The 24,837-nt window shown below is 36.1% G+C and carries 17 protein-coding genes; 9 read left to right on the top strand and 8 right to left on the bottom strand.

The window, feature by feature from the left end:
* The first annotated feature begins 1 nt into the window (after position 1).
* Positions 2 to 4,309 carry a DNA-directed RNA polymerase subunit beta' gene (gene rpoC, locus EGI22_RS01700; protein ID WP_255065904.1) on the top strand — a complete coding sequence of 1,436 codons (4,308 nt, stop codon included), beginning with the start codon at positions 2 to 4 and terminating at the stop codon, positions 4,307 to 4,309.
* A gap of 322 nt (positions 4,310 to 4,631) precedes the next feature.
* On the opposite strand, the gene EGI22_RS01695 is transcribed toward rpoC, so the two are convergent.
* The 3 genes from EGI22_RS01695 to fusA all read right to left on the bottom strand — a co-directional run bounded on the left by EGI22_RS01695 (position 4,632) and on the right by fusA (position 9,715).
* On the bottom strand, positions 4,632 to 4,940 hold the full coding sequence (locus EGI22_RS01695) for a hypothetical protein (RefSeq protein WP_255065902.1): 309 nt from the start codon (positions 4,938 to 4,940) through the stop codon (positions 4,632 to 4,634).
* Positions 4,941 to 5,107: 167 nt separating this feature from the next.
* The gene (locus EGI22_RS01690; protein ID WP_255065901.1) at positions 5,108 to 7,504 is read right to left on the bottom strand and encodes a glycogen debranching protein; all 2,397 of its coding nucleotides are present in this window, start codon (positions 7,502 to 7,504) and stop codon (positions 5,108 to 5,110) included.
* Positions 7,505 to 7,603: 99 nt separating this feature from the next.
* Entirely contained in the window at positions 7,604 to 9,715 is a 2,112-nt protein-coding gene (gene fusA, locus EGI22_RS01685) for an elongation factor G (protein ID WP_255065900.1), read from the bottom strand.
* A 295-nt stretch (positions 9,716 to 10,010) separates the two neighbouring features.
* On the opposite strand from fusA, the gene EGI22_RS01680 reads away from it, so the two are divergent.
* Entirely contained in the window at positions 10,011 to 10,319 is a 309-nt protein-coding gene (locus EGI22_RS01680; protein WP_255065899.1) for a DUF3467 domain-containing protein, read from the top strand.
* A gap of 867 nt (positions 10,320 to 11,186) precedes the next feature.
* Here EGI22_RS01680 and EGI22_RS01675 read toward each other — a convergent pair.
* Entirely contained in the window at positions 11,187 to 12,284 is a 1,098-nt protein-coding gene (locus tag EGI22_RS01675) for a hypothetical protein (protein WP_255065898.1), read from the bottom strand.
* 75 nt (positions 12,285 to 12,359) lie between these two features.
* Here EGI22_RS01675 and EGI22_RS01670 point away from each other — a divergent pair, with 75 nt between their 5' ends.
* Positions 12,360 to 12,854 (top strand): DinB family protein, encoded by a 495-nt coding sequence (locus EGI22_RS01670; protein ID WP_255065897.1) that lies wholly within the window; start codon positions 12,360 to 12,362, stop codon positions 12,852 to 12,854.
* A gap of 3 nt (positions 12,855 to 12,857) precedes the next feature.
* Here the strand turns inward: EGI22_RS01670 and EGI22_RS01665 are convergent, their stop codons facing one another.
* The 3 genes from EGI22_RS01665 to EGI22_RS01655 all read right to left on the bottom strand — a co-directional run bounded on the left by EGI22_RS01665 (position 12,858) and on the right by EGI22_RS01655 (position 15,624).
* Positions 12,858 to 13,370, bottom strand: coding sequence for a DUF6141 family protein (locus EGI22_RS01665; RefSeq protein ID WP_255065896.1), 513 nt, complete (start codon positions 13,368 to 13,370; stop codon positions 12,858 to 12,860).
* A gap of 96 nt (positions 13,371 to 13,466) precedes the next feature.
* Positions 13,467 to 14,135, bottom strand: coding sequence for a DUF1080 domain-containing protein (locus EGI22_RS01660; protein ID WP_255065895.1), 669 nt, complete (start codon positions 14,133 to 14,135; stop codon positions 13,467 to 13,469).
* Positions 14,136 to 14,193: 58 nt separating this feature from the next.
* Positions 14,194 to 15,624: an alpha-L-fucosidase gene (locus EGI22_RS01655; RefSeq protein ID WP_255065894.1), complete on the bottom strand. Its 1,431-nt coding sequence runs from the start codon at positions 15,622 to 15,624 to the stop codon at positions 14,194 to 14,196.
* A gap of 138 nt (positions 15,625 to 15,762) precedes the next feature.
* On the opposite strand from EGI22_RS01655, the gene EGI22_RS01650 reads away from it, so the two are divergent.
* From EGI22_RS01650 to EGI22_RS01630, 5 genes are all read left to right on the top strand, one after another.
* Positions 15,763 to 16,995, top strand: a complete 1,233-nt coding sequence (locus EGI22_RS01650; RefSeq protein ID WP_255065893.1) for a sterol desaturase family protein — start codon at positions 15,763 to 15,765, stop codon at positions 16,993 to 16,995.
* On the top strand, positions 16,992 to 18,503 hold the full coding sequence (locus EGI22_RS01645; protein WP_255065892.1) for a sulfatase: 1,512 nt from the start codon (positions 16,992 to 16,994) through the stop codon (positions 18,501 to 18,503). The genes EGI22_RS01650 and EGI22_RS01645 overlap by 4 nt, the downstream gene beginning before the upstream one ends.
* A 24-nt stretch (positions 18,504 to 18,527) precedes the next feature.
* The gene (locus EGI22_RS01640; RefSeq protein WP_255065891.1) at positions 18,528 to 19,058 is read left to right on the top strand and encodes a DinB family protein; all 531 of its coding nucleotides are present in this window, start codon (positions 18,528 to 18,530) and stop codon (positions 19,056 to 19,058) included.
* A gap of 17 nt (positions 19,059 to 19,075) precedes the next feature.
* Positions 19,076 to 21,208: an alpha-galactosidase gene (locus EGI22_RS01635; protein WP_255065890.1), complete on the top strand. Its 2,133-nt coding sequence runs from the start codon at positions 19,076 to 19,078 to the stop codon at positions 21,206 to 21,208.
* Between the two features lie 154 nt (positions 21,209 to 21,362).
* On the top strand, positions 21,363 to 22,022 hold the full coding sequence (locus EGI22_RS01630; protein ID WP_255065889.1) for a transposase: 660 nt from the start codon (positions 21,363 to 21,365) through the stop codon (positions 22,020 to 22,022).
* An 81-nt stretch (positions 22,023 to 22,103) separates the two neighbouring features.
* Here the strand turns inward: EGI22_RS01630 and EGI22_RS01625 are convergent, their stop codons facing one another.
* Positions 22,104 to 23,363 carry an acyltransferase family protein gene (locus EGI22_RS01625; protein ID WP_255065888.1) on the bottom strand — a complete coding sequence of 420 codons (1,260 nt, stop codon included), beginning with the start codon at positions 23,361 to 23,363 and terminating at the stop codon, positions 22,104 to 22,106.
* 60 nt (positions 23,364 to 23,423) lie between these two features.
* On the opposite strand from EGI22_RS01625, the gene EGI22_RS01620 reads away from it, so the two are divergent.
* Positions 23,424 to 24,728, top strand: coding sequence for a D-alanyl-D-alanine carboxypeptidase/D-alanyl-D-alanine-endopeptidase (locus EGI22_RS01620; protein ID WP_255065887.1), 1,305 nt, complete (start codon positions 23,424 to 23,426; stop codon positions 24,726 to 24,728).
* Positions 24,729 to 24,837 lie beyond the last annotated feature (109 nt).

The raw sequence follows: 24,837 nt of genomic DNA, 5'->3' as shown, positions 1-24,837 counted from the left end.
AATGTCATTAAAGAAAAATAAAAAGCTAAACAGCGATTTTGATAGCATAACCATTAGTTTGGCCTCTCCAGAATCTATTTTGGAAGGCTCTTATGGTGAAGTTACTCAACCCGAAACTATCAACTACAGAACATATAAGCCTGAAATGGGCGGTCTTTTCTGTGAGCGTATTTTCGGACCAGTAAAAGACTGGGAATGTCACTGTGGCAAATACAAAAGAATTCGTTACAAAGGTATCATCTGCGACCGTTGTGGTGTAGAAGTAACTGAGAAGAAAGTACGTAGAGAGCGTATGGGACACATCGAATTGGTGGTACCTGTAGCTCATATTTGGTATTTCAGAAGCTTACCAAACAAAATTGGATACCTTTTAGGTCTATCTTCTAAAAAACTTGATCAAGTTATCTATTACGAAAGATACGTAGTAGTACAAGCTGGTATCAAAGAAGAAGACGGTATAGCTCAAATGGACTTCCTTACTGAAGAAGAATATTTGGATATCTTGGACAAATTGCCAAGAGAAAACCAAATGCTTCCTGACGAGGATCCAAACAAATTCATCGCCAAAATGGGTGCTGAGTCATTGTATATGTTGCTATCAAGAATTCAATTGGACGAACTTTCGTACCAATTGCGTCACCAAGCAGCTACCGATACATCTCAACAACGTAAAGCGGAGGCCTTGAAAAGATTGAAAGTTGTAGAATCTTTCAGAGATGCTAGAACTAGAATCGAAAACAGACCAGAGTGGATGATTATCCGTATGGTACCTGTAATTCCACCAGAATTACGTCCATTGGTGCCATTAGATGGAGGTCGTTTCGCTACTTCTGACTTAAATGATTTATACAGAAGAGTAATCATCAGAAACAATCGTCTGAAAAGACTATTGGAAATCAAAGCTCCTGAAGTAATCTTACGTAACGAAAAACGTATGTTACAAGAAGCCGTTGATTCACTTTTTGATAACTCTCGTAAAGTAAACGCCGTAAGATCAGATGGTAACCGTGCTTTGAAATCACTTTCGGATATGTTGAAAGGAAAGCAAGGACGTTTCCGTCAAAACTTATTAGGAAAAAGGGTTGACTACTCTGGCCGTTCGGTTATTGTGGTAGGACCTGAGCTTAAATTGCACGAATGTGGTCTTCCAAAAGACATGGCTGCTGAGTTATTTAAGCCGTTTGTCATCAGAAAACTAATAGAAAGAGGAATAGTAAAAACTGTAAAATCTGCTAAGAAAATTGTAGATCGTAAAGATGCAGTTATTTGGGATATTCTTGAAAACGTGTTGAAAGGTCATCCGGTTATGCTAAACCGTGCTCCTACGCTTCACCGTTTGGGTATACAGGCATTCCAACCAAAATTGGTGGAAGGAAAAGCAATCCAATTGCACCCACTAGTTTGTACAGCCTTCAACGCTGACTTTGACGGTGACCAGATGGCGGTACACGTACCACTAGGTCAAGAGGCAGTAATGGAAGCTTCGGTATTGATGCTTTCTTCACATAATATCTTAAACCCTGCCAACGGAGCACCTATCACGGTACCTTCTCAGGACATGGTTTTGGGTCTATATTATGTAACTAAAGGTAAAAGGTCGACACCAGAGGAGCCGATCATTGGCGAAGGAAAGACTTTCTACTCAGCTGAAGAAGTAATTATAGCAATCAACGAAGGTCAACTTTCTAAACATGCTATCATTAATGTTAAGACAAAAATCAAAGACGAAACTGGTGTACTTGTTGAAAAGATAATCGAAACCGTTGCAGGTAGAGTATTATTCAACCAATTCGTTCCTGAAAAAGTAGGTTATATTGACGAACTTTTAACAAAGAAAAAACTTCAAGGAATCATAGGTAGAGTATTCAAAGAAGTAAGTTTTGCTCGTACGGTTCAGTTTTTAGATGATATCAAAGAGCTTGGATTCCAGTCAGCTTTCAAAGGCGGATTGTCTATCGGTTTGGGAGATATCATGATTCCTGAAGAAAAACAAGCATTGATAGAAAACGCTAGAGTTGAAGTAGACGAAGTTCAAAGCAATTACATGTTTGGTATCATTACTGAGCGTGAGCGTTATAACCAAATCATCGATATCTGGACACGTGTAAACACCAGATTGAGAGAGACTTTGTTACGTCAACTTGAAGATGACCGTCAAGGATTCAACCCAGTATACATGATGATGCACTCTGGAGCCCGTGGTTCGCAAGAGCAAATTCGTCAATTGGGTGGTATGAGAGGTTTGATGGCGAAACCACAGAAAAACATTGCGGGTTCTGTTGGTGAAATCATCGAAAACCCAATCCTTTCTAACTTTAAAGAAGGTTTGGACGTACTTGAGTACTTTATCTCTACACACGGTGCTCGTAAAGGTTTGGCTGATACAGCCCTTAAAACTGCCGATGCGGGTTACTTGACACGTCGTTTACATGATGTGGCTCAAGATGTAGTTGTAAATGAAGTAGACTGTGGAACACTTAGAGGTATCAATGTTTCGGCATTGAAAGAGAATGATGATATCATCGAGCCATTATCTGAGAGAATCTTGGGTAGAGCTTCGGTACATGATATTATTGATCCAATCACTAAAGAGTTGATCATAGAAGCTGGTGAGGAAATCACAGAAGAAATAGCAGACAGAATTGATGAGACTTCAATAGAGTCTATTGAAATTCGTTCAGCCCTTACTTGTGAGACTAAAACAGGTATCTGTGCCAAATGTTATGGAAGAAACCTTGCATCTGGCCGTATGGTTGATGCTGGTGAGGCCGTAGGTGTTATTGCTTCCCAATCAATTGGTGAGCCAGGAACTCAGCTTACACTTCGTACATTCCACACCGGTGGTACAGCGATGAACGTTTCTGTTGAAGCCAACATTAAAGCTAAATTTAGCGGAAAACTTGATTTCGAAGATATCAAAACAGTAGAATCTGTTGATAAAGAAGGAAACCCTGCTACGATTGTAATCGGACGTAGAGGTGAAGTTAGAATTATTGACGAAGCTACTAAGCAGATCTTGATTTCAAACATCGTTCCTTACGGTTCAACATTGACTGTAAAAGATGGTCAAAAAATTGATAAAGGTGATGCAATATGTCACTGGGATCAGTTTAACGCCGTTATTCTTTCTGATTTTGATGGAGTTGCAGTTTATGATGCCATCGAAGAAGGTATCACATTCCGAGAAGAAGCCGATGAGCAGACTGGTTTCCGTGATAAAGTTATCACAGACTCTAAAGACAGAGCTAAAAACCCATCTATCGTGGTGAAATCAAAAGGCGATGAAGAGAAGGAATACAACCTTCCTGTAAATGCTCGTTTGATGGTAGAAGATGGACAAAAAATAAAAGCTGGACAGATTTTGGCTAAAATACCAAGAGCTGTAAACATGAACCGTGACATTACAGGTGGTCTTCCGAGAGTAACGGAGCTTTTCGAAGCACGTAACCCTTCAAACCCTGCAGTAGTTTCTGAAATCGACGGTGTGGTATCTTATGGTACTATCAAACGTGGTAACAGAGAGATTTTTGTAGAGGCTAAAGACGGCACCAAAATGAAATACATGGTATCTCTTTCTAAGCTTATCTTGGTACAAGAAGGTGACTTTATCCGTGCGGGTGAGCCACTTTCAGACGGAGCCATTACACCAGCGGATATCTTGAGAATCAAAGGACCAACTGCAGTACAAGAGTATTTGGTAGACGAAACTCAAGCAGTATACCGTCAGCAAGGTGTGAAAATCTCTGATAAGCACATTGAGGTGATTGTACGTCAGATGATGCAGAAAGTAGACGTTCTTGATGCTGGTGATACGATGTTCTTGGAAATGCAAGCCGTTGACAAATGGACTTTCAGAGAGGAGAACGACAGAATCATTGACAAGAAAGTAGTAATGGATGCAGGTGCCTCTGAAAACTTTAAACCAGGTCAGATTATATCTAACCGTGAGTTTAGAGACGAAAACGGTAGATTAAAACGCGAAGACAAAAAACTAATGACCGTAAGAGATGCTCAACCAGCTGTATCACAAGTGATATTGCAGGGTATCACTACTGCGTCATTGGGTACTGAGTCGTTTGTGTCTGCGGCGTCGTTCCAGGAAACCACCAAGGTATTGTCAGAAGCTGCCGTTAAAGGAAAGCGTGATGACTTGGCTGGATTGAAAGAAAACGTAATCGTAGGTCACTTGATACCTGCTGGTACAGGTCGTAGAATCTATCAAAACATACAGGTAAACACTGTAGAAGAGATAGAAGCAGCCAATGCACGCAGAATGTCAGAACCACGTAAGAGAGAATATGTAGATTAATATTCGTATCTCGTTTATATTAAAAAATCCCTCTTGGTTAATCTGAGAGGGATTTTTTTGTATTAAATATTTGAAATTTGTTTACAATGGGATAGCCATCTCATAGTCTGAATTATCAAAAGTAATTTTCAGCGAAGATCCTTTAAAAATTCCGCATGACTGAAAAATCAAGCAATATCATTTTTCAAGAAATTATTTTACGGTAAAGCTTTATGTTTATATTCAAAAAATCTAAATCTACTCCAAACAAAAAAACCTCCAGCAATGCTGAAGGTTTAAAAAGCAGGTGAAAATGTCTTATAAGAACCTAATCTGAAAAATATTAAAATATTAATAAAAGCAATAATAAAACAACGATAATAGAACCTACGGAAATATAAACTCCACCGTTTATGTTTGCTAAAGAACTTTTTAATTGTCTTACTTCCTTTCTCAATTTACTCTTTTCGGCAAAACCAAGTTTAGACTTGTCTTGATCTTTAATTTCATTTAGCCTAACCATTATCGCCTGAGCTTCTGGTGAGTCCAAAGTCTTAGTTGTTGAGATAGGCTCAGCGATAGAAGCTGCTTTTAATTGTGCAGGTAAAATGCTAAACATCATTATTACGGCATAAACTATGTACTTTTTCATATATAATTGATTTTATGTGAAGGTATTTCCACTTACAAAGGTTCCTCCTTTTACATTAAAATATGTTACATAATTTTTCTTTTTGCTTACATCTTTCACACATTTTTAAACAGTCAAAAATAAGAGCAAGTACTAAAAAGCAGTTTATTCAAAGCATTTATCTTAACTTATTTCACCAAAACCAACTTATTTCTTAAACCATCTAATTCCACAATTTCTTTCCCATTTAGGGCTTTTGGGCTTATTTCCTTACCGTTTAAAATCCATTTGGCGTATTTGCCCATTGGCTGCGAAAAATTAACTTTCCACTCTTTTTTCTGATTTATTTCAAAAGTATCTGTTCCAGCGGTTTGGATAAAAGATAGTGAAATTGCATTATCACCAATCTCAACATTTTCTATTTTACCATTTGTGAGTTTACCAGGCAAAAGAGGAGAAATATTAATCGTTTTTAAATATGCCAAAGGTTTTATACCAAAAAACTGCTTGATGATCGGCTCACCAAAAGCGTACATGTTCCAAGCTTGGGCAAACATACCGAAGTCAGGTGAAACCTCATAAATAGAGCCTGGAAGTGCAAAACTAAAAGACTTTAACATTCTTTTCAAAAGAGAATAGGCTTCATCAGGTCTACCGTAATTATTTTCTGCAACAGCCTGAACACCAGTTGGCAGCGTCATAACAGCACCTGTATAGGTGAAAATCTTTCGGTTTGTTACAAACGAGCCTTCCGCCGCACCAGCAGTTTCGTCTCTATCTATACCCGTTACAAACATTCCGTAAGGATTTGTGAATTTTTGGGCTGTATTTAGAGCTTTCAAAGCTTTTTCACTATCCGCAATTCCCATTTCCATTGGTGTATTTACCACCCAATTATGATGCATTACAAAACCTCTGTTTTTGTCAATAGTCTCTTTTTCTATTTCAACTTTAGATTTTCGAAGTTCCTCCACAGCCCATGGTTTATTTAGCGTATCTGCTCGCACAATAGCATCCTCTATTAAATGTAAAGCCTGCCCTTTAGACCCAATAAAATCAGCATAAGAGTTAGATTTTTCAACCCAAAAATCAGAATTTATTTTCAATTTCAATTTTTCCGCCTTGTCTTTAAACGCTGCTGCTAAGGTTATTTTACCCAAAACCTCCGCCATTTGTGCTGCGTCTGCAAATGCTTTCTGGGTATAAACCGCCACATCTATCATTTCGGAATTCATCCCATGAATTTCCATCATCCCAAAACCGTCCGGTAAAAGATTCCCGTCTTTATCATTTTCTTTTAATAACCAATCTAAACCTTTTTCGATAGTAGAAAAGTATTTATTCAAAAACGCTTTATCACCAGTCCAGCAAAAAACTTCCCAGATTAATGAAGCAAATTGGGGTGTCTCGTTAATATTTCCAGGATTAAAAACCGCCCCGTTTGTTGAAACTTCATGCACAATTCTGCCATTGCCATTCGTTTTTTCAGAAAGTGAATGTATCAAGTCTATAGTACTATAAACCAAATCTTTACGCCCAGTTGCTATCAGACCTTTCAATGTATATTCGTTATCTACACCAAACCACCAAGGGTAATCTGGTAAACCTGCACACAAACCTCTCCCCTGCCCTTCCACGTCTCTGATTAACCAATCCGTATCATATTTTATCCATCTAAAGCCTTCTTCTATTTCCTTGTCACTTAAAGTAACTTTAGAAAGTTCATTCACCTTTTCAAGCCTACTTTTTTTAGCTTTGGCTAAATTCAAAATATTCTGACTTACATCTTGAAAGTTTCTATAGGCCTCATTTTCACTTTTTGAAGAACCAGCAATTACAATTGGCAGAATGCCTTTTCCATTTGCCAAAATTCTTAAACTGTATTTAGTTTTTGTAATGGAAACATTGGGCTTATGTTTTAGAATTTCTTCATTACCAAAGGCTGAGCCTTTTATTGCTGAACCATAAACCAAGTACCAAGGATTCTTTTGGTCTTTTATCATCCATAGGTTCTTTTTATTATCAAAAACCGCCTCATCCTTACCATCAAACATTTGCGTGCGTTCACCTAGCCAAACAGGCATTAAGTTCGAAATTCCTTTAATTTCTAATTCTATATTTAAGGCTTTCTTCGAAAGATTCTTTATTAAAAATTCAACATATACTGCATTTTTGCCATCCGGTACAAATTGCAATCTTTGAATAGTAAAATCCTTTGATAAGGAATTGTATATTAGCTTATTGCCGAATGGATAATTTTCAAAAACATCAGCTTTGCTTAATATGTATTTTTGATTATTTACTTTTACCTCGGCTTCAAAGCCATCCATCAATTTAATAGGATGACACCAAACACCTCCCATTTCACCTTGAACATGCCAACCCAAGTCTGGGAATGTGCCATCTTGATAACCAACCATATATAATCTATCGCCAGCCGTCGCATAAGGACTCGCAAGATATTCTAGCTTGCCTTTAATTTTATCAGAACTATTAGCAAAGATTGGCTCTATACTAGGAATGGTTTGAGCATAGGACTTTGAATAAAAAATCACGAAGGAGATGAAGATAAATATCTTTTTCATTATAATAGGTTAAAGTCAAATTTAGGGAAAATTAACTACAAAAAAAACAGCCCCCATTCCTGGAAGCTGCCCTTTTTATAACAATCTAAACGAAATCTCTTAGTTTCCTCTTTCTTTCTTAACTACATTTTCGGCGATGTTATTCGGCACGAAATCATAGTGAGAGAAAGTGAGATTGGCTGTAGCACGACCAGAAGACATAGTTCTAAGGTCTGTTACATATCCAAACATTTCTGACAAAGGCACGTCAGCCTTTATCACCTGTGATCCAGCCTTTGTGTCCATACCTTTCATCATACCTCTACGACGGTTCAAGTCACCAGTGATAGGTCCAGTATATTCGTCAGGTGTCAATACCTCTAGAGCCATGATAGGCTCAAGTAATTTTGCTCCTGCTAATCTACCTGCCTCACGGAAGCCCATACGAGCGGCCAATTCGAAAGACAATGAGTCTGAATCGACATCGTGGAATGAACCGTGGTATAATCTAACTTTGAATGAGTCAACTGGATATCCAGCTAAAGGACCGTTTTTCATAGCCTCTTTGAAACCTTTCTCAATAGCTGGGATAAATTCACGAGGAATAACACCACCCACGATATTGTTAACAAATTGAAGGCCTTGTTTTTTCTCTTTTCCTTCTTCGTCATCGTCTCTTGGACCAAACTCAAACACGATATCGGCAAATTTACCTTTACCACCTGATTGTTTTTTGTAAACTTCACGGTGTTCAACAGTCTTAGTGAAGGTTTCTTTGAATGCCACTTGCGGAGCACCTTGATTAACCTCTACTTTAAACTCACGACGCATACGGTCTATGATGATTTCAAGGTGAAGCTCACCCATACCTCTCATAATCGTTTGACCTGTTTCTTCGTTAGTTTCAACTGTCAATGTTGGATCTTCTTCGATAAGCTTAGTGATAGCTTTAGAGAAGTTATCTTGATCAGCAGTTTTCTTAGGCTCAATAGCATATCCAATAACTGGATCAGGGAATACCATTGATTCCAATACGATTGGATGTTTCTCGTCTGAAAGAGTATCTCCAGTTTTGATATCCTTAAATCCTACAACCGCAGCAATATCACCAGCTTCTAAAGCATCGATTTGATTTTGCTTGTTGGCGTGCATTTGGAATATACGAGAAATACGCTCTTTGTTACCAGAACGGTTGTTCAAGATATATGAACCTGAAGGTAAAGTACCTGAGTAAGATCTAACAAAGCACAAACGACCAACAAATGGGTCAGTTGCGATTTTGAAAGCTAAACCTGCAAATGGCTCTTTTGAATCTGGCTGACGGATAATTTCCGCACCTGTATCTGGGTTTGTACCTCTGATACCGTCTCTATCTAATGGAGAAGGCAACAAAGCCATCACCAAGTCAAGCATAGTCTGAACTCCTTTGTTTTTGAATGATGAACCGCACAACATAGGTACGATTTTCATATCAATAACCGCGGCACGCAAAGCGGCCAATATCTCAGCTTCAGTAATTGAGTTAGGATCATCGAAGAATTTCTCCATCAATGACTCATCATAATCAGCCACAGCTTCAAGAAGATTCTCTCTCCAGAAAGCCACGTCTTCCAACATGTCGTCAGGAATCGGCACCTCTTGGAAAGTCATTCCTTTATCTGCTTCGTTCCAAACCATTCCACGGTTGTTGATCAAGTCAACCACACCTTTGAAGTTTTCTTCACCGCCGATAGGCAATTGAAGCGGAACTGCATTTGAGCCTAACATTTCTTTAACCTGCGTACACACGTTTAAGAAGTCAGCACCCGAACGGTCCATTTTATTTACGAAGCCCAAACGAGCTACGTTATAGTTATTGGCTAAACGCCAGTTAGTCTCTGATTGAGGCTCCACGCCGTCAACAGCACTAAACAAGAACACCAAACCATCCAATACTCTCAACGAACGGTTTACCTCTACTGTAAAGTCCACGTGACCTGGAGTATCGATAATGTTGATATGATAGTCATTGTCTCTGTATTTCCAACCTACAGTAGTAGCAGCCGAAGTGATAGTGATACCTCTTTCTTGCTCCTGCTCCATCCAGTCCATAGTAGCACCACCGTCGTGTACTTCACCGATCTTGTGGTTAACACCTGCGTAATATAGAATACGCTCAGTAGTAGTGGTTTTACCAGCATCAATGTGGGCGGCAATACCAATGTTTCTTGTAAATTTTAAATCGCGAGCCATTTATGTAATTTGTTTACGGATATTTATCCAGATTACTTTCGAAAATATTTGATTTCAGTTTCGGGCTGCAAAATTAGAAAAAAAATGCATAAAATGAAACTAATAATGCGTATTTAGCAAAAAGAATACCTAAATAGTCTTGAAATCAAAATAAAATGCAGTTTGCGGGCAAATATTTTCAAATTTCTTAACAAAAGAATAACCTTAAAGTAAGATTTTGGAATATATTTTCATTTATAAATAAACATTTCATAGCTTTGATTTATAAACGAATAGATTACCTATTTTAAATAAAATGGAAGAAGAAGAAAACCAAATAAATATAGAGTTGTCAGAAGAAATGGCAGAAGGCGTATATGCAAACCTGGCCATGATAGCTCACTCAAATTCTGAGTTTGTAATTGACTTTATTAGACTGATGCCAGGCGTACCAAAAGCTAAAGTAAAATCAAGGATAATACTTACACCGGAACATGCTCAACGATTATTAATGGCTCTACAAGACAACATCAGAAAATATGAGCTTAATTTTGGCGAAATCCGCCAATCAAATGACCCAGTACCATTCCCTATGAATTTCGGTGGGCAGATGGGTGAAGCATAAGGAGTTTAGTTTTTATGATATTTTTAAAAGAGCTGTGAGGCTCTTTTTTTTATCTGTCCAATTTAAATTTTAAGGATTTTTTTCTAAAAACGAATCACTGTTCAACGATTATATAAATGATTTGATCTTCTTTGAGTTTTTAATAGCGATTTGGAAAATCGTTCCAAAATTTTCAGATCTGACCTATCGGTCTAATCATTTTAACAGAATCGACTAAAGTCAAAATTGATTACTCAATATAATTTAGCTATGAAAACAAGAATAACATATAATCAAATATTACAATACGTTGTTCCTTTAACCATTTTCACTTTCTTAAATTTTTCTATAAAAAGAGAGGTAAATACAGAAGGAAGCTATGAAAAGCTTTTCGGCTTTCCTTTTTCCTATATTTCTGGAAATGCTGGTTGTACTTTCTGTTATGAATTTTATTTTTTTGCTTTTGCTATCGATTTTATAGTCTATTTTATCTTCTGTTTTTCTATTATTCTATTGATTATTAACTTTAAAATTCCGTTAAAATCTTATCCATCAATAATTTGGATCACCTATTTTGTGATCATTTGTTACTTCCTTTTATTGTATTTAATGATAGATATTAATTTTAATTGGGTTAATAATAGTTTATTTAGTGTAAAAAATAAAAGTTTTCATTTCGGAAATTATCCTTGAAAAATATTAATGTCCAAGCTCCTTTTTTTATCAAACTTAGGGAAGTTCTTTTTTTATGGAATATAAAATTTTACTTGATAAAATTATCTTACGACCTATCGGTCTGACCATAAAAACTGCAATTTTCTTATTTTCAGGTAGGACTTTTTTAATAATTCTTTTTTTGAGCGATTTGAAAAATCGCTCCACCTAACACTAGAATAAATCAAACATAAAACTGAATGCCTCCATTTCTTTTATGGCTTTTAATTCGCTTAGCCATGATTTAAACCAGCCTTTTTTCTGTTTGTGGGATTCTTCTATTTCTATAATTATGGATTCAATATTATCCTCGATTTCTGCTTTCTTTTCATCAAAAAGTTTTTGAGAAAACTTATAGTCCTTATCAAAAAAATCTTCAAACATTCCTCCTGAAGTCCTTTTTGCCATTTCTAGCATCATATTTATCTCAGTCAACTGACCTTGTAATATCTTATTGTACCGCATCAACATATCATCGGCTAGAGCTGTTGCGTCGAGTTCCGTGTCGTCTAGATAGGTTATTTGTAGCTGCAACAAAGTCATGAAATCATTGTCTTTGTAGGCTTTGGTCACGAGTTTTGATATTTCGGTATATTCTTTTTGTTTAACTGGATCTTGTTGAAGGTCTGGATGATACTTTTTTATCAATCTAAAATAGATAGCTTTGGCATCCAAAGCCAACATTTTGTTTTCCTCTTCCTCTTGCAGCTGTGCATTTGTTTGTTTCTTGGATTTGCTTTTCCTTTTTTCTCTACTTTCGGCAGCCTGCTGAGCAAAACTTTCTTGATTATCATGCAAATACTGCTCAAAACCTTTCTCCATTATTTCGTCAGCATCTACCTCAAAACCTGTTTCTTGATTTATCAAATCCGCCAACAACTCAAACTGCATTCGATCTTGTTCAAAATCTTCTCTTGCGTATTTTTTATAGATAGCTTTTAGTTGTTTATCGTCTTTGTGAGATTCTTGCAAAAGAGCTCCGACTTCCTCTATCATATATTCCACAAACATTTCAGACTTCATTTTGGGAGTTGTCACTTCTCCAAATATTTCATCCAAACGGATTAGCTTTTTCACGTGCCATTCTTGCTCGGATTTAGACAAGGGATGTAACTCTGCCGTTATTTTCGGCATAACCTCTCGAATTCCCTCTGTTAAGTTTTCGTGTTGTTTCTTTTTCCGAGCTATGTCTTTCAGTAGTTTCTCATAACGCGTCAGCAGTTTTGACTTTTTGGTTTCTTGCTTATTTTTATGAACGATTTGCTTTGACATATAGAATAGAACTTTTGGATAATTCCGTAAATTTATGGCTTTATATTTTTCAAAATAAATATGCTCTGAAATTTTATGAAAAATGAGATAAACTTAAGCCTTTGGAATCAGTTTGGGGCAAGTATCGAAATGCTAGAAAATGCCATAAAAGTGTGCCCAGATGAGCACTGGAATTCTGAAAAAAGGTTTTGGTACAATGCTTTCCATTGTTTATTTTTCTTAGATTATTATTTGTGCACTACACCGAAAACCTTCAGTCCAACTCCACCTTTTACAACGTCTGAATTTGAGGACAAAATGCCGGAAAGGGTTTACTCAAAAGTTGAATTGCTAGCGTATTTAGCACATTCTCAAAAAAAGGCTAAAAGCTTAATATTTGCCTTAAACGAAGAAAAGTTAAACGAGAGATGGATAAATTCCTCAGGTAGCATGGATTATTCCATTTTTGAAATTATACTTTATAATATGCGGCACGTGCAACATCATGCAGCCCAACTCAATATGATTTTGAGACAAGAAATAGGAAATGCTCCTGAGTGGGTTTATAGGGAAGGGGAATTAAAGCAATAAATATTATTCTTTTAAAAACCCCAATTTATTTAACACAGCCTCCATTTCCTCAGCTTTTTGAGTTCCGATCAGCAATTTTGAGTTTTTGTCATACGCTAATTGCAGGCCCATGTTGCCCGATACATTATAGGCTTTTCCAGCAAATCCATAACGGATACCCCAACCACCAAATTCGAGTAAGGGTTTATATTCTCTGATGTAAGCTTGGCTGATGATATTCCAATCTATAAACTTGAATTTCAGATGAAATGGGAAAAATCTTACATAAATACCTTCTTTGGTAAAAGCTGTTTCTAATCTTAAAAAATAAAAGGACAAGTTGAACAAAAGCATAAAACACAATAAGAAAAGGAGGCCAATATTGCTCAAGGGATGATTGCCAAATGGTTCATTTCTAAAAAATTGTAGAGAGGCTTTATAAATCAAAAAAACATCAAATGCTAATAATGGAATCCAAAACCACAACTGTCTAAACCTTTGATTTTCTTTGAAAAGTATTTCTCTGTCTAATTTCATTTTTCAAATATTTGTGGTTAAATGTACGCAATCTTAGGCAATAAAAAAACCATGAAACAGGTGCTTCATGGTTCTCTAAAATTCTGAAAATTCTATTTACAATTCCTTAATTCTAATCTTTCTAAAAGACACCATATCTCCATGGTCTTGAAGTGATATTTTGCCTTTGGCATGAGCTTGTGCATAAGGCCATTTGGCAAATTTACTTCCTGCTACATCATCTGCCCATTTCACACTTCCGTATTCATAAGATGCGGTTTTTATGCCGTTCACAAAGTGTTCAATCATATTATTTTTGATAACTATTTTACCTTTGTTCCACTCGCCTGCGGGTTTTACTGCTGTAAGGTCCATTGGAGGTTGAATATCATAGTTAGCTCCAGTTTTTTGCACATCTTTGATTTTGTCAGGATAGTTTATATCGTCAATAATCTGGTATTCAGGTCCAGCTGCGTAAGGAGCAAAAAACTCTTTGTTGTTTGGATCTTCCAAAACTTTGTAAATCACGCCAGAGTTGCCTTTAGGCTGACATTTAAACTCAAACTCTAAAATAAAATCACCATACTCTTTGTCGGAAACCAAGTCGCCGTTTCCACCGTGTGTCATCAAAACGCCATCCATCACATGCCAGCCTTTTACGTCCGTTTGTTTCCAAGTGTGCCATCCGTTGGTGGTTTTTCCATCAAATATGTTCACCCATTTTTTCTTTTGAGCCATCGTATTCAGGCTTAAAAGTGTCAATCCTATTACAAATATTTTCTTCATGTTTTTTGGTTTCGTTTATGATTTTAAATTTAAGGTTTTATTTTGATTTTATAATAAATTAATGTTCAAATTTCAATGCAACAGCAGGCTCATTTTTAAGCTTTTCCCAAATTTCTTTCGGAATAGAAACGCTTGTTTTTCCACTTTTCGTATCCCATTTCAAATTATCCTTTTGTCCTAAAATCGAAATTGCCGTACCTTTTTTAGGAGTATTTCCTTTCCAAGAGACGATTTGCTCCAATGGCGTTTTTTCAGAAATACGTTGAATAGCATAGCTATATTGCTTTTTGCCTTTTGTAAAATACACTTCGCCATCGCTGAAATTTTCGATAGCTCTGGTATTGTATATTGCCTCTCCATTTACATCTAGCCACTCTCCTATTTCCTTCAGCCTTTCTTCTTGTATCTGCAAAAACTCGCCTTGCGGATTTGGCCCTAAACCTAACAACAAATTTCCACCCTTAGAAACTACCTCAATCAATGTATGAATAGCCCACGCGGAAGTTTTAAAATGATCGTTAGGCACATGGCTCCAAGCTCCACCTAAGGTAATACAACTTTCCCAAGGATCGCTAGACATTTTAGCAGGAATTCCCTGCTCAGGCGTGCGATAGTTTTCAAATTCGCCATGAACGGTTCTGTCCACTATTAACATTCCTGGCTGATTTTTGCGAACTTTAGCTGCAATTTTTGGCAAATCTATCTGCTGGTCAAAATCAGGAATTGGGGCACCCCAACTTAAAACCTCTTCGGTAACAGAGTTTCTTGGTCGAACCCAGCCACCATCAAGCCAAAGTATATCTATTTTGCCATAATCTGATGTTAACTCGTCAATTTGATTATGTGTAAACTGCACAAACTGATTCCATCGCCAAGGGTATTTCCTGATGTCATAGTTTACATTGCGATCAGGCGTAGAATGCCTATCCCACCAGAAATATTGCGAATGCCAGTCCGGCTTAGAATAATACGCTCCTATCAGCATGCCTTCTTTCCGAAAAGAACTAAAAACTTCTTTGGCCACATTGGCTTTTGGATTGTTTTTAAATGGCCCATTAGAAATCTTAAAATCAGAAAACTTGGTATCAAACATATTGAAGCCATCGTGATGCTTTGTTGTAAAAACCACATATCGCATACCTGCATTCTTCGCCATTTTTGCCCAAGCATCTGGGTTAAATCTCGTAGGATTAAATGTCTCATTCAAGCCCCAATACCATTTTTTATATTCGGTATAATTACTTGCCGTGTCCCTGTTTATCCAATCTTCGTCACACAAACTCCACGATTCAATAATACCAGGTACGGCATAGAGGCCCCAGTGAATAATAATTCCGAATTTTTGATCTCGCCAATTTTCAAGATTTTCGGCAATTTCTTTATCTTTTGGATATTCATATTTTGCCGAAGAAGGGTGAATGGTACTCTGAGAGAAAGATTGTAAGTACAATAAAGTACTAATTAAAAACAAGATAGGTTTTATTTTCATATTTGAAAATTAGACTTTGCTAAACAAGAATTTAAAAATTATTTATATTTTTGATAAAATTAAAAATATTTTTTATTTAATGCCTTATTAATTAAATATTTTAATTTTAGCGATTATTCAACCAAGCCTTAAATAAAAATGGATAAAAAAACGATTTCAAAAGTCTGGAAAACTATTGAAAATGTGTTTTTCGTAGGATTTTTCTTTTCAATACTATATATAACCATCACAAGTTTTATGGATGGCACTGTGAAAAGTTTTGTGGGCATGGGTTTTCTTCAAGATATTTCAGACCCCATCAACAAGAAGATTTACTATAAATCTATATTGGCTATATTATCAATTCTTACCACTTTCTTTTTGTTGGTCGAAATGATCCGTTTGTTTTTTAAATTCAATCCTTTCATTAATTTTTCAAAAAAAATCGAACAACTAAAAAAAACTACTTCAAAGGTTTCTTTTTTGGAAAAAACAAAGATCTATTATTCTAAAATTTCAAATACAATATTCATCACCGAGTTTTTTAGGAGATACAAAACCAATTTTTTAGCAAAGGTTTTCAACGAATATGTCTCCAAACTTTTCATCATTTTTGTATATATCGAAATGATGCCCTATTTCCACAAATTTGCCTTGTTTTCAATACCAAACAATGCTGTAGGATGGCTATATGCATATCTTATGTGGGAACTTACCTACTGGATTTGGCATTTTCTAGGGCATAGAGTTCGGTTATTTTGGTGTTTACACTCGCCACACCATGCTCCTGTCGAAATGAACCTCACCGTAGCTTGGGTACATTTTTTTGCCGAAGGTTATTACACGGCCGCAGTTCAAGTTCCGCTTTTAATGCTGTTTGGCGTAAGTCCCGAAATGGTCGCTATTATATTGGTAATAGACGGCACTTGGGGTACATTTATTCATTGTGGAGAGGATGCTTTTGAAAACGGACGCTTTGGGATTTTGGAAAAGATTTTCATCACGCCATCGCATCACAGAGTGCATCATGCCAAAAATCCTTTGTATATCGACACCAACTTTTGTGTCTTATTGCCGTTTTGGGACTGGCTGTTTGGTACGCTACAAACCGAAAAACGAGAAGTAAAAATAGAATACGGCATTACCAGAGAAACGGATCCCACGAGTTTTATGGATATGTATTTTGGTGAATGTATATGCCTTTATAATGACCTAAAAAACACCAGAGGTTTTGGGAATAAAGTAAAAATGGCTATAATGCCTCCAGGTTGGTATCCAGAAAGTTCTGAACACATGGCTACCGAAATACGAGGAAATTTTTTAAAACTAAACCCAAGCCTTGGCAAAACAAGCCGAGATTATTTATTGGAAAAACTGAACATTAGGAAATGAAAAAAATATTAGCCCTTTTTTGTCTATTTAGTCAAATAATATTTGCTCAAAACAAACCCAACATCATCGTGTTCATCGTAGATGATATGGGTTGGCAAGATTGTTCTTTGCCATTTTACAAAGAAAAAACCACTTGGAATGAGCGATATAAAACACCAAATATGGAAAGACTTGCCGCTCAAGGGAAGATGTTTACCCATGCCTATGCAGCTTCTGTTTGTTCTCCTTCAAGAGTGAGCCTGATGACAGGAATGAATGCCATAAATCATCATGTGACCAATTGGACCTTACGAAAAAATGCCAATAACGATGGAAAATCTGAAATACTGACACCTCCACAAATAAACATAAACGGCCTCAGTGCCGAACCTAATATCGAAAATACCATTTACGCATCTCCCTTGCCCATGGTTTTGAAACAAAATGGTTATCATACTATCCATGTTGGCAAGGCACATTTGGGTGCCAATGATACCCCTGGAAGCGACCCGCTAAATCTGGGTTTTGAGGTAAACATAGCTGGCCATGCCGCCGGTGCTCCACATAGTTATTTTGGCAAAGATGATTTTGGAAATAAAGACAAGAAAAACCTGATTTGGGCTGTACCTGGATTGGAGAAATATTGGGGAAAAGAAATTTTTCTGACAGAAGCTCTCACACAAGAAGCCATAGCCGAATTGGATAAATCGCAAAACTCCGAAAAGCCGTTTTTCCTATACATGTCACATTACGCAGTACACGCTCCAATAATGGGCGACCCAAGGTTTTTACAAAAATATTACGATATGGGTATAGACTCTGCCGAAGCCAAATACGCCGCATTGATAGAGGGAATGGACAAAAGTTTGGGCGACATCATGGATTTTTTAGAAAAAACGAAACAAGATAAAAACACAGCAATACTCTTTTTATCTGATAATGGCGGACTAAGTGCCAATGCGAGAGGTGGCGAAAAACACATGCACAATACCCCGCTAAAAAGCGGAAAAGGTTCTGCCTACGAAGGAGGCGTTAGGATTCCATTTATCATGAAATGGCCAGGAAAAATTAAAGAAAAAACAAAGAGTACTGAGAATATAATTATTGAAGATATTTTCCCGACAGTTTTACAAATCGCAAATATTAAACCGCAAAACATCATCCAGAAAATAGACGGAAAGAGTATTTTGGATAAAAAACTAAATAATTCTAAACGCTTCTTTTTTTGGCATTATCCGCACATTTGGGGGCCAAAAGGCCCAGCTTTGAAACTCTACAGCGTGATTCGGCAGGGTGATTGGAAACTTATCTATTTCCATGAAGATGGGAGTTTTGAGCTTTACAATACAGAAACCGACATCAGCGAGACCAAAAACTTAGTATTTGAAAATGAAAAATTAGCTAAAAAATTGTCTAAAAAACTTACCTCCGAGCTTAAGAAGGGTAACTCAGGCATGCCGACTTTAATAAAAACTGGCCAAAAAATACCATACCCTGATCAAGCCTTGGTTTCTTTTTTAGGTAATTAAATGTACTTTTATTAAAAAAATACTATGAAAAAAATATTGCTACTTCTGATTATTGCATCTCAAGGGTTTGCACAAAAACAAAGCCCATTTATTACCGATGCACTCAGCAAATGGCAAGGAATGAAAAGTTATACCCTCGCCGTTGCAGAAGCCATGCCTGAAGAAAAATATAACTTCAAACCTGTAGCAGACGAGAATACTTTTGGATTTCAACTGATACACATGGCTAATAATATGTATGGTATTTCTTCAAAACTTATTAGAAATACTGAGTCACCGCTTGATTTAAAGTCTTTTGAAAACCGTATTAAAAACAATACTATTTCAAAAAAAGAAATCATTGAACACCTGAGCAATGCATTCGATTATGCCGAAGAAACCTTTGCCCAAATGACTGACAAAACACTTGAAGAAGAATTAGACTATTGGGGCGGACATTCCACCAAACGGAAAATAGTCTTCTTACTAAACGACCATCAAACTCACCACCGAGGTCAGTTAATAGTATATTTAAGACTAAATGGAATAACTCCCCCAAAATATATAGGTTGGTAAAACCTAATTCTAAAATTATGAAAAAAATAATCCTTCTTGTTTTAATATCTATAAACCTATCGGCTCAAAATGCTGATTGGCTTATAAGTCCGATTGCCGAAAAAGCTAAAATAATCGTTAACGACAGTCTGATAGTGCTTGATAATGGCTTATTAAGAAGAGCCTTTATTATAGAGCCAAATTTCGCTTGTATCGATTTTAAAAACCTTAGTAATGAGCAACAACTGTTACGAGCCATCAAGCCTGAAGCCCGAATAAAAATAGACGGAAAAGAATACAATATTGGCGGTTTAAATGGTCAAAAAGAAAATGCCTACATACAATCCGAATGGTTAAAAAACCTAAAATTAGGTTCCTCGGATTTCGTGATTAAGAAATATACCATTTCGGATATACCAAAAAGAATCAACTGGAAATCAAATACTTGGCCAAATAAAATTGATGAACCATCGGGCAAAATGTTGACACTGACATTTGAACCTCAGTCTGCCCTCTTAAAAGGAATAGTAGTTAATATAAATTATGAGCTTTATGACAATATCCCTTTAATCGTCAAATCTCTAAATATTAAAAACACCGGAAACAAAACCTTCAGAATTGATCGTGTTGTAAACGAAATATTGGGTTTGGTAGAAGAAGAAAGTGCAGTGGTGGGGAGTCCCGAAGAAATGAAAAAACAGCATGGAATATACATAGAAACCAACTATGCATTTAACAATGCCATGCGGTATGACATCAGCGACCAAACCACCCATTGGAAAATCGACTCCAGCTATACTTCGCAGGTAAACTATAATTTTCAAACACCCTGTTTACTAGAAATTTACCCTGAAAAAGCTCCTGGAATAGACTTAAAACCCAATGAAGTCTTCAATTCAGTGAGAACGCACGAGTTGCTTATGGACAGCTACGACCGCCAAAGACGTGGCATGATGATCAAAAAAATGTATAGAACCGTGGCACCGTGGACTATACAAAATCCAATATTTATGCACTTGGTAAGCAAAAATGATGAAGAAGTAAAAACCGCAATAAATCAATGTCAAAATACAGGATATGAGGCCGTTATACTAAGTTTTGGCAGTCATTTAGACATGGAAAATCCATCTGATGAAAACATTGGCCGTTGGAAAACATTGGCTGATTACGCCCATTCAAAAGGCATTTTGTTAGGCGGTTATTCCTTATTTAGTTCAAGAAGAATTTCAGATGAACACGATGTGATAAGTGCTAAAACAGGAAAACCTGGCGGAGCATTTTTTGGAAATGCCCCCTGTTTCGGTAGCCAATGGGGATTGGACTACAGCAGGAAAATCAAGAATTTCTTTGAAAAAACAGGCTTTAACATTTGGGAAAATGACGGCCCGTATCCAGGCGATGTCTGTGCTTCCAAGGTGCATCCTGGCCACAGAGACTTGGAAGACAGCCAGTGGCGACAAATGGAAATTCAAAAGGATTTGTACAAATGGCTAAATGAAAAAGGTGTTTATATCAACGCCCCAGATTGGTATTTTTTAGATGGTACACATAAAATCGGCATTGGTTATCGAGAAGTTAATTTTTCGCTTTCTAGAGAGCAACAGAAAATATTGAACAGACAAAACATCCACGACGGCACCATAGAAAAAACCGGAGCTATGAGTTGGGGTTTTGTGCCTCTTACACGTTACCAAGGTGGTGGGCCTGAAGCAGTTTTGGAACCCCTTGAAGACCATTTGGAAGATTACAAACAACTTATGATTCAATATTATGGAGCAGGTGTGCAAGCTTGCTATCGCGGCCCGAGACTGTATGATACCGACAAAACCAAAGCAACTGTCTCTGAAACCATAGCTTGGTACAAAAAATACAGAGAAATACTCAATTCCGACATGATACAAATCAGAAGAGCCGATGGCCGCGATTGGGACGGATTTCTCCATGTAAACCCTGACCTAGACCAAAAAGGTTTTTTGATGGTTTTTAACCCTACAAATGAGGCCATTTCAAGAAAAATTAAAGTGCCGCTCTATTACACGGGACTTACAAACGGTGCGGTATTTAAAGAAAAAGACACCGACGAGAAAATCTACAATGTGAACCGAAATTATGATGTTGAATTGATGGTCACAATTCCTGCAAATGGGTATAATTGGTTTCTGATTGAGTAATGTGGAACAAATTTTCAATTTGTTTAAAAAGAATAAAACTGGGGATATTAAATATAGACAAAGTACGAAATAAAAATTTCACCCGTCAATTAATTAAACTATCAAAATCAATTAATTTGGAGACCGAAAACTTGTTTTTTTAAAGAGAATAAAAATGTCTATTCCTAGAACAAAGAAAACATTTCATCAACGAGACCTCCCGCACCTACAACCAATTGGGGGTACATTTTTTGTCACTTACAATCTTGCAGATGCCATTCCGCGTAGAGTATTAAATAATTTGAGTTCAGAATTTGAGACTCAGAAAAAACGAATTCAACAAATTTCTCTAAATCCAGAAGTTGATTTAGACAATCTTGCAAAAAAATACTTTGCTATTAGAGATAAATATTTAGACTTAAACCCACAAGGTTCAAACAGCTTAAAAATTGAAACTATTGCTCAAATTGTATACGATTCTTTGTTATTTTGGAATGGAAAATATCTCGAAATGTATTGTTTTTGCATTATGTCAAATCATGTTCATGCTGTTTTCAGATTATTCGACAAACCTGAAGTAGAAAAACCGAAATTCTTAGAAGAAATTATGCAATCCATCAAAAGGTTTTCCGCTTATGAAAGCAATAAGCTTTTAAATAGAACTGGGCATTTTTGGCAAGTTGAAAGTTATGATAGATGGGTTAGAAACGATGATGAATTGCATAGAATAATGGCATACGTACTTAACAATCCAGTAAAAGCTAATCTATGCGAAAAACCTTTCGATTGGAAGTGGACATTTCTTAATGAAAGATTTAAAAAAATATTCGAATAAGTGAATCAAATTTATAATTTGGTCAAATAAATGGATATTATTCCTATTTTAATTTTAGTGCAAATTGAAAATTTGCACCACCTACACTTTAAAAACCAAATGCTTCCTTTCCAATACAAACAATATTACCGACCAAAAAACAACGTAAACAATCGCAAAAGCCAAAGAAGAATTTAAGGGATTTGAAAATAATGGAACTAAACTATTTTCATAAAAATATTGAAGCACACCAGTACCTTCGCCGCCATCAGAAATTTTTATCATGTTCAGTGCTCGTGGCAATATTCCAGAACCAAAAAACACAATCATTGGATTGACACCCCACATTATGAAGAAATTAACTAACCATTTCGGTTTGTTCGAAGAAAAAATAATATCAACACTTGCTAAAACCAACATGGCCCAACCACCTGCAAAAAGCACATAGGAACTAGTCCAAAGAGCTTTATTTATTGGAAATGCTAAATCCCAAATTTTGCCAACAATTAATAATGTTATTCCAATTCCCAAAAGCCATTTGTAGGTTTCCGTTTTTTTAGATTGAAGCAATTTCCCCGTCCAAATACCCAAAAGAGCAGTTACAATTGCTGGGAATGTGCTCAAAATACCCTCAGGATCCCAAGTTTTAGAAGTCGCCCAAAGGTGACCTGGAAGTAAATAATTATCTAACCAAGCGGCCAAATTTGTGCCTTTTTCAAAATTTGCAAGTCCACCACCAGGTATTGGCACCAAAGCCATTATAGCCCAATAACCCAAAAGCAAACCTGAACCAATTAGCAACTGAGTTTTAAAAGAGAATCTAAGAAAAATCAGAACGGCAAAAAAGTAAACCAAAGCTATGCGTTGTAAAACGCCCGGAATTCTAACCGAAGAAAAACTCTCTAAACCACTAAAGCACAGGCCAATCAGAAATGTAAAAACTCCTAAAGCCCAATAAAATTTAACTTTGGGTTTAAAATTTCCCAAAAGCACATATCCAAAAAATATACAAACCAATAAACGAATAAACATCAAAGCCGGGCCTTCCAATTCCCCGATTTTGATTTTTGAGAAAAAATTCAAAAACAAACCTAAATTAAAAATCCTTAAAGACCTAGTCAATATCTTAAGAAAATTGTCACTGCTAACGCCTGTGTTTTCGTTGGTAGAAAAAGGAATCGCGGTGCCCATAATAAATACAAAAAAAGGGAAAACCATGTCTGTGGGTGTTGCACCATGCCATTCTGCGTGCTCAAGCGGTGCATAAATGTGTTCCCATGAGCCTGGATTGTTCACGATTGTCATCAACATCATGGTCAATCCCCTCAAAATATCTATCGAAGTAATCCTTTGTTTTTCCAAAATTTAATTGTCTATTTGTTAATCTTTTTACCCAAATTTATAGATTTTATTTCATAAAAAATGAAAAGTTTTTGGTTTATCTTAATTGTTTCTTTTTTAACATTTTCTTGTGTAACTCAAAAGCCCAAATCTACTAAAAACAAAATTTTAGATGATAAACTAAACTCCCTTAAATTACTTGAAAATAGCTTTGTTGGTATAAAAGTACTTGATCCATCTACTCAAGAAGTTTTATATTCTTTAAACGAAAAAAAATATTTTACTCCTGCCTCTAATACCAAGATATTAACACTTTATTCAGGACTTAAAACACTTGGAGATAGCATTCCTGGACTTAAATATACTTTTAAAAACGATACCCTTTTTATAGCTGGCACAGCAGACCCAACTTTTTTACATCCAGACTTTGAGCCTTCAAAAACCTTAGATTTTTTAAGAAAATACAATAATAAAACTATCGTATTTTCTGATTCAAATTTCCAAAACGAAACATTAGGGTCAGGTTGGTCATGGGACGACTATAATGACGATTATCAAGTAGAACTGAGCTCTTTTCCTATTTCTGGCAATATTGTAAGGTTTAAAAATGCAAAAGGAGAAACAACTTTAAATCCCAAGTATTTCAAAGATTCTATATTCAATAAAGACAGCCAATTAGATTTTATCAAAAGAAATATAAACGAGAATGTTTTTTATACAAATTCTGGAATTTTAAATAATAAAAAATTCAGTCAAGATATTCCTTTTAAAACTTCCACCTCACTTATAAAAGCTTTGCTTGAAGATACCTTAAAAAGAAATATTGCTTTAAAGCATTTTAAAATAGATTCGAGTTTTAAAACCATTTATTCTTTGCCAGTAGACACGGTGTACAGACGAATGATGAAAATATCAGACAATATGCTCGCTGAGCATTTACTTTTGCTTGCCGGTGGCAAGTTTTCTGATACTATTAGCTCTTCAAAAAGCATTCAAAACATTCAGAAAGCATATTTTTCAGAAATGCCTCAGCCTTTTAATTGGGTAGACGGTTCTGGCTTATCTAGATATAATCTCTTCACGCCTGAAAGTTTGGTTTTTTTACTTGAAAAAATGCTTAAAGATTTTTCACAAGAACGCATTTTCCCATTAATGGCAATTGGTGGACAAGCCGGCACACTCAATTCAATTTATAAATCTCCAAGGCCATTTGTGTTTGCTAAATCTGGCTCAATGAGTGGAGTTTATAACCAATCTGGTTACTTAATATCTAAAAAAGGCAAACTATTGATTTTTAGTATTATGAATAATAATTTTACTGGAAGCATATCCAAATATCGAAATTTAACTTCTGAAATAATTCAAGTGTTCTACGAAAACTATTGAAAATAGCTACGGTATGAATCAGTTTTAACAAATTTGCTCTGACGCTATTTTCAAGGCTTAAACCAAATTATTTTTATAAATTTTTACAAAAGAATTAAAGAATGTTTTG

It is taken from the genome of Lacihabitans sp. LS3-19 (assembly GCF_024343575.1).
GTDB lineage: Bacteria > Bacteroidota > Bacteroidia > Cytophagales > Spirosomataceae > Leadbetterella.
The sequence above is the reverse complement of the archived record's forward strand: the minus strand, read 5'-3'. Positions and strand labels throughout refer to the sequence as shown.

Bases quoted from the DNA above. Each gene is read 5' to 3' on its own strand.
- rpoC (WP_255065904.1), top strand. From the start codon at position 2: ATGTCATTAAAGAAAAATAAAAAGCTAAACAGCGATTTTGATAGCATA.
- EGI22_RS01695 (WP_255065902.1), bottom strand. From the start codon at position 4,940: ATGAAAAAGTACATAGTTTATGCCGTAATAATGATGTTTAGCATTTTA.
- EGI22_RS01690 (WP_255065901.1), bottom strand. From the start codon at position 7,504: ATGAAAAAGATATTTATCTTCATCTCCTTCGTGATTTTTTATTCAAAG.
- fusA (WP_255065900.1), bottom strand. From the start codon at position 9,715: ATGGCTCGCGATTTAAAATTTACAAGAAACATTGGTATTGCCGCCCAC.
- EGI22_RS01680 (WP_255065899.1), top strand. From the start codon at position 10,011: ATGGAAGAAGAAGAAAACCAAATAAATATAGAGTTGTCAGAAGAAATG.
- EGI22_RS01675 (WP_255065898.1), bottom strand. From the start codon at position 12,284: ATGTCAAAGCAAATCGTTCATAAAAATAAGCAAGAAACCAAAAAGTCA.
- EGI22_RS01670 (WP_255065897.1), top strand. From the start codon at position 12,360: ATGAAAAATGAGATAAACTTAAGCCTTTGGAATCAGTTTGGGGCAAGT.
- EGI22_RS01665 (WP_255065896.1), bottom strand. From the start codon at position 13,370: ATGAAATTAGACAGAGAAATACTTTTCAAAGAAAATCAAAGGTTTAGA.
- EGI22_RS01660 (WP_255065895.1), bottom strand. From the start codon at position 14,135: ATGAAGAAAATATTTGTAATAGGATTGACACTTTTAAGCCTGAATACG.
- EGI22_RS01655 (WP_255065894.1), bottom strand. From the start codon at position 15,624: ATGAAAATAAAACCTATCTTGTTTTTAATTAGTACTTTATTGTACTTA.
- EGI22_RS01650 (WP_255065893.1), top strand. From the start codon at position 15,763: ATGGATAAAAAAACGATTTCAAAAGTCTGGAAAACTATTGAAAATGTG.
- EGI22_RS01645 (WP_255065892.1), top strand. From the start codon at position 16,992: ATGAAAAAAATATTAGCCCTTTTTTGTCTATTTAGTCAAATAATATTT.
- EGI22_RS01640 (WP_255065891.1), top strand. From the start codon at position 18,528: ATGAAAAAAATATTGCTACTTCTGATTATTGCATCTCAAGGGTTTGCA.
- EGI22_RS01635 (WP_255065890.1), top strand. From the start codon at position 19,076: ATGAAAAAAATAATCCTTCTTGTTTTAATATCTATAAACCTATCGGCT.
- EGI22_RS01630 (WP_255065889.1), top strand. From the start codon at position 21,363: ATGTCTATTCCTAGAACAAAGAAAACATTTCATCAACGAGACCTCCCG.
- EGI22_RS01620 (WP_255065887.1), top strand. From the start codon at position 23,424: ATGAAAAGTTTTTGGTTTATCTTAATTGTTTCTTTTTTAACATTTTCT.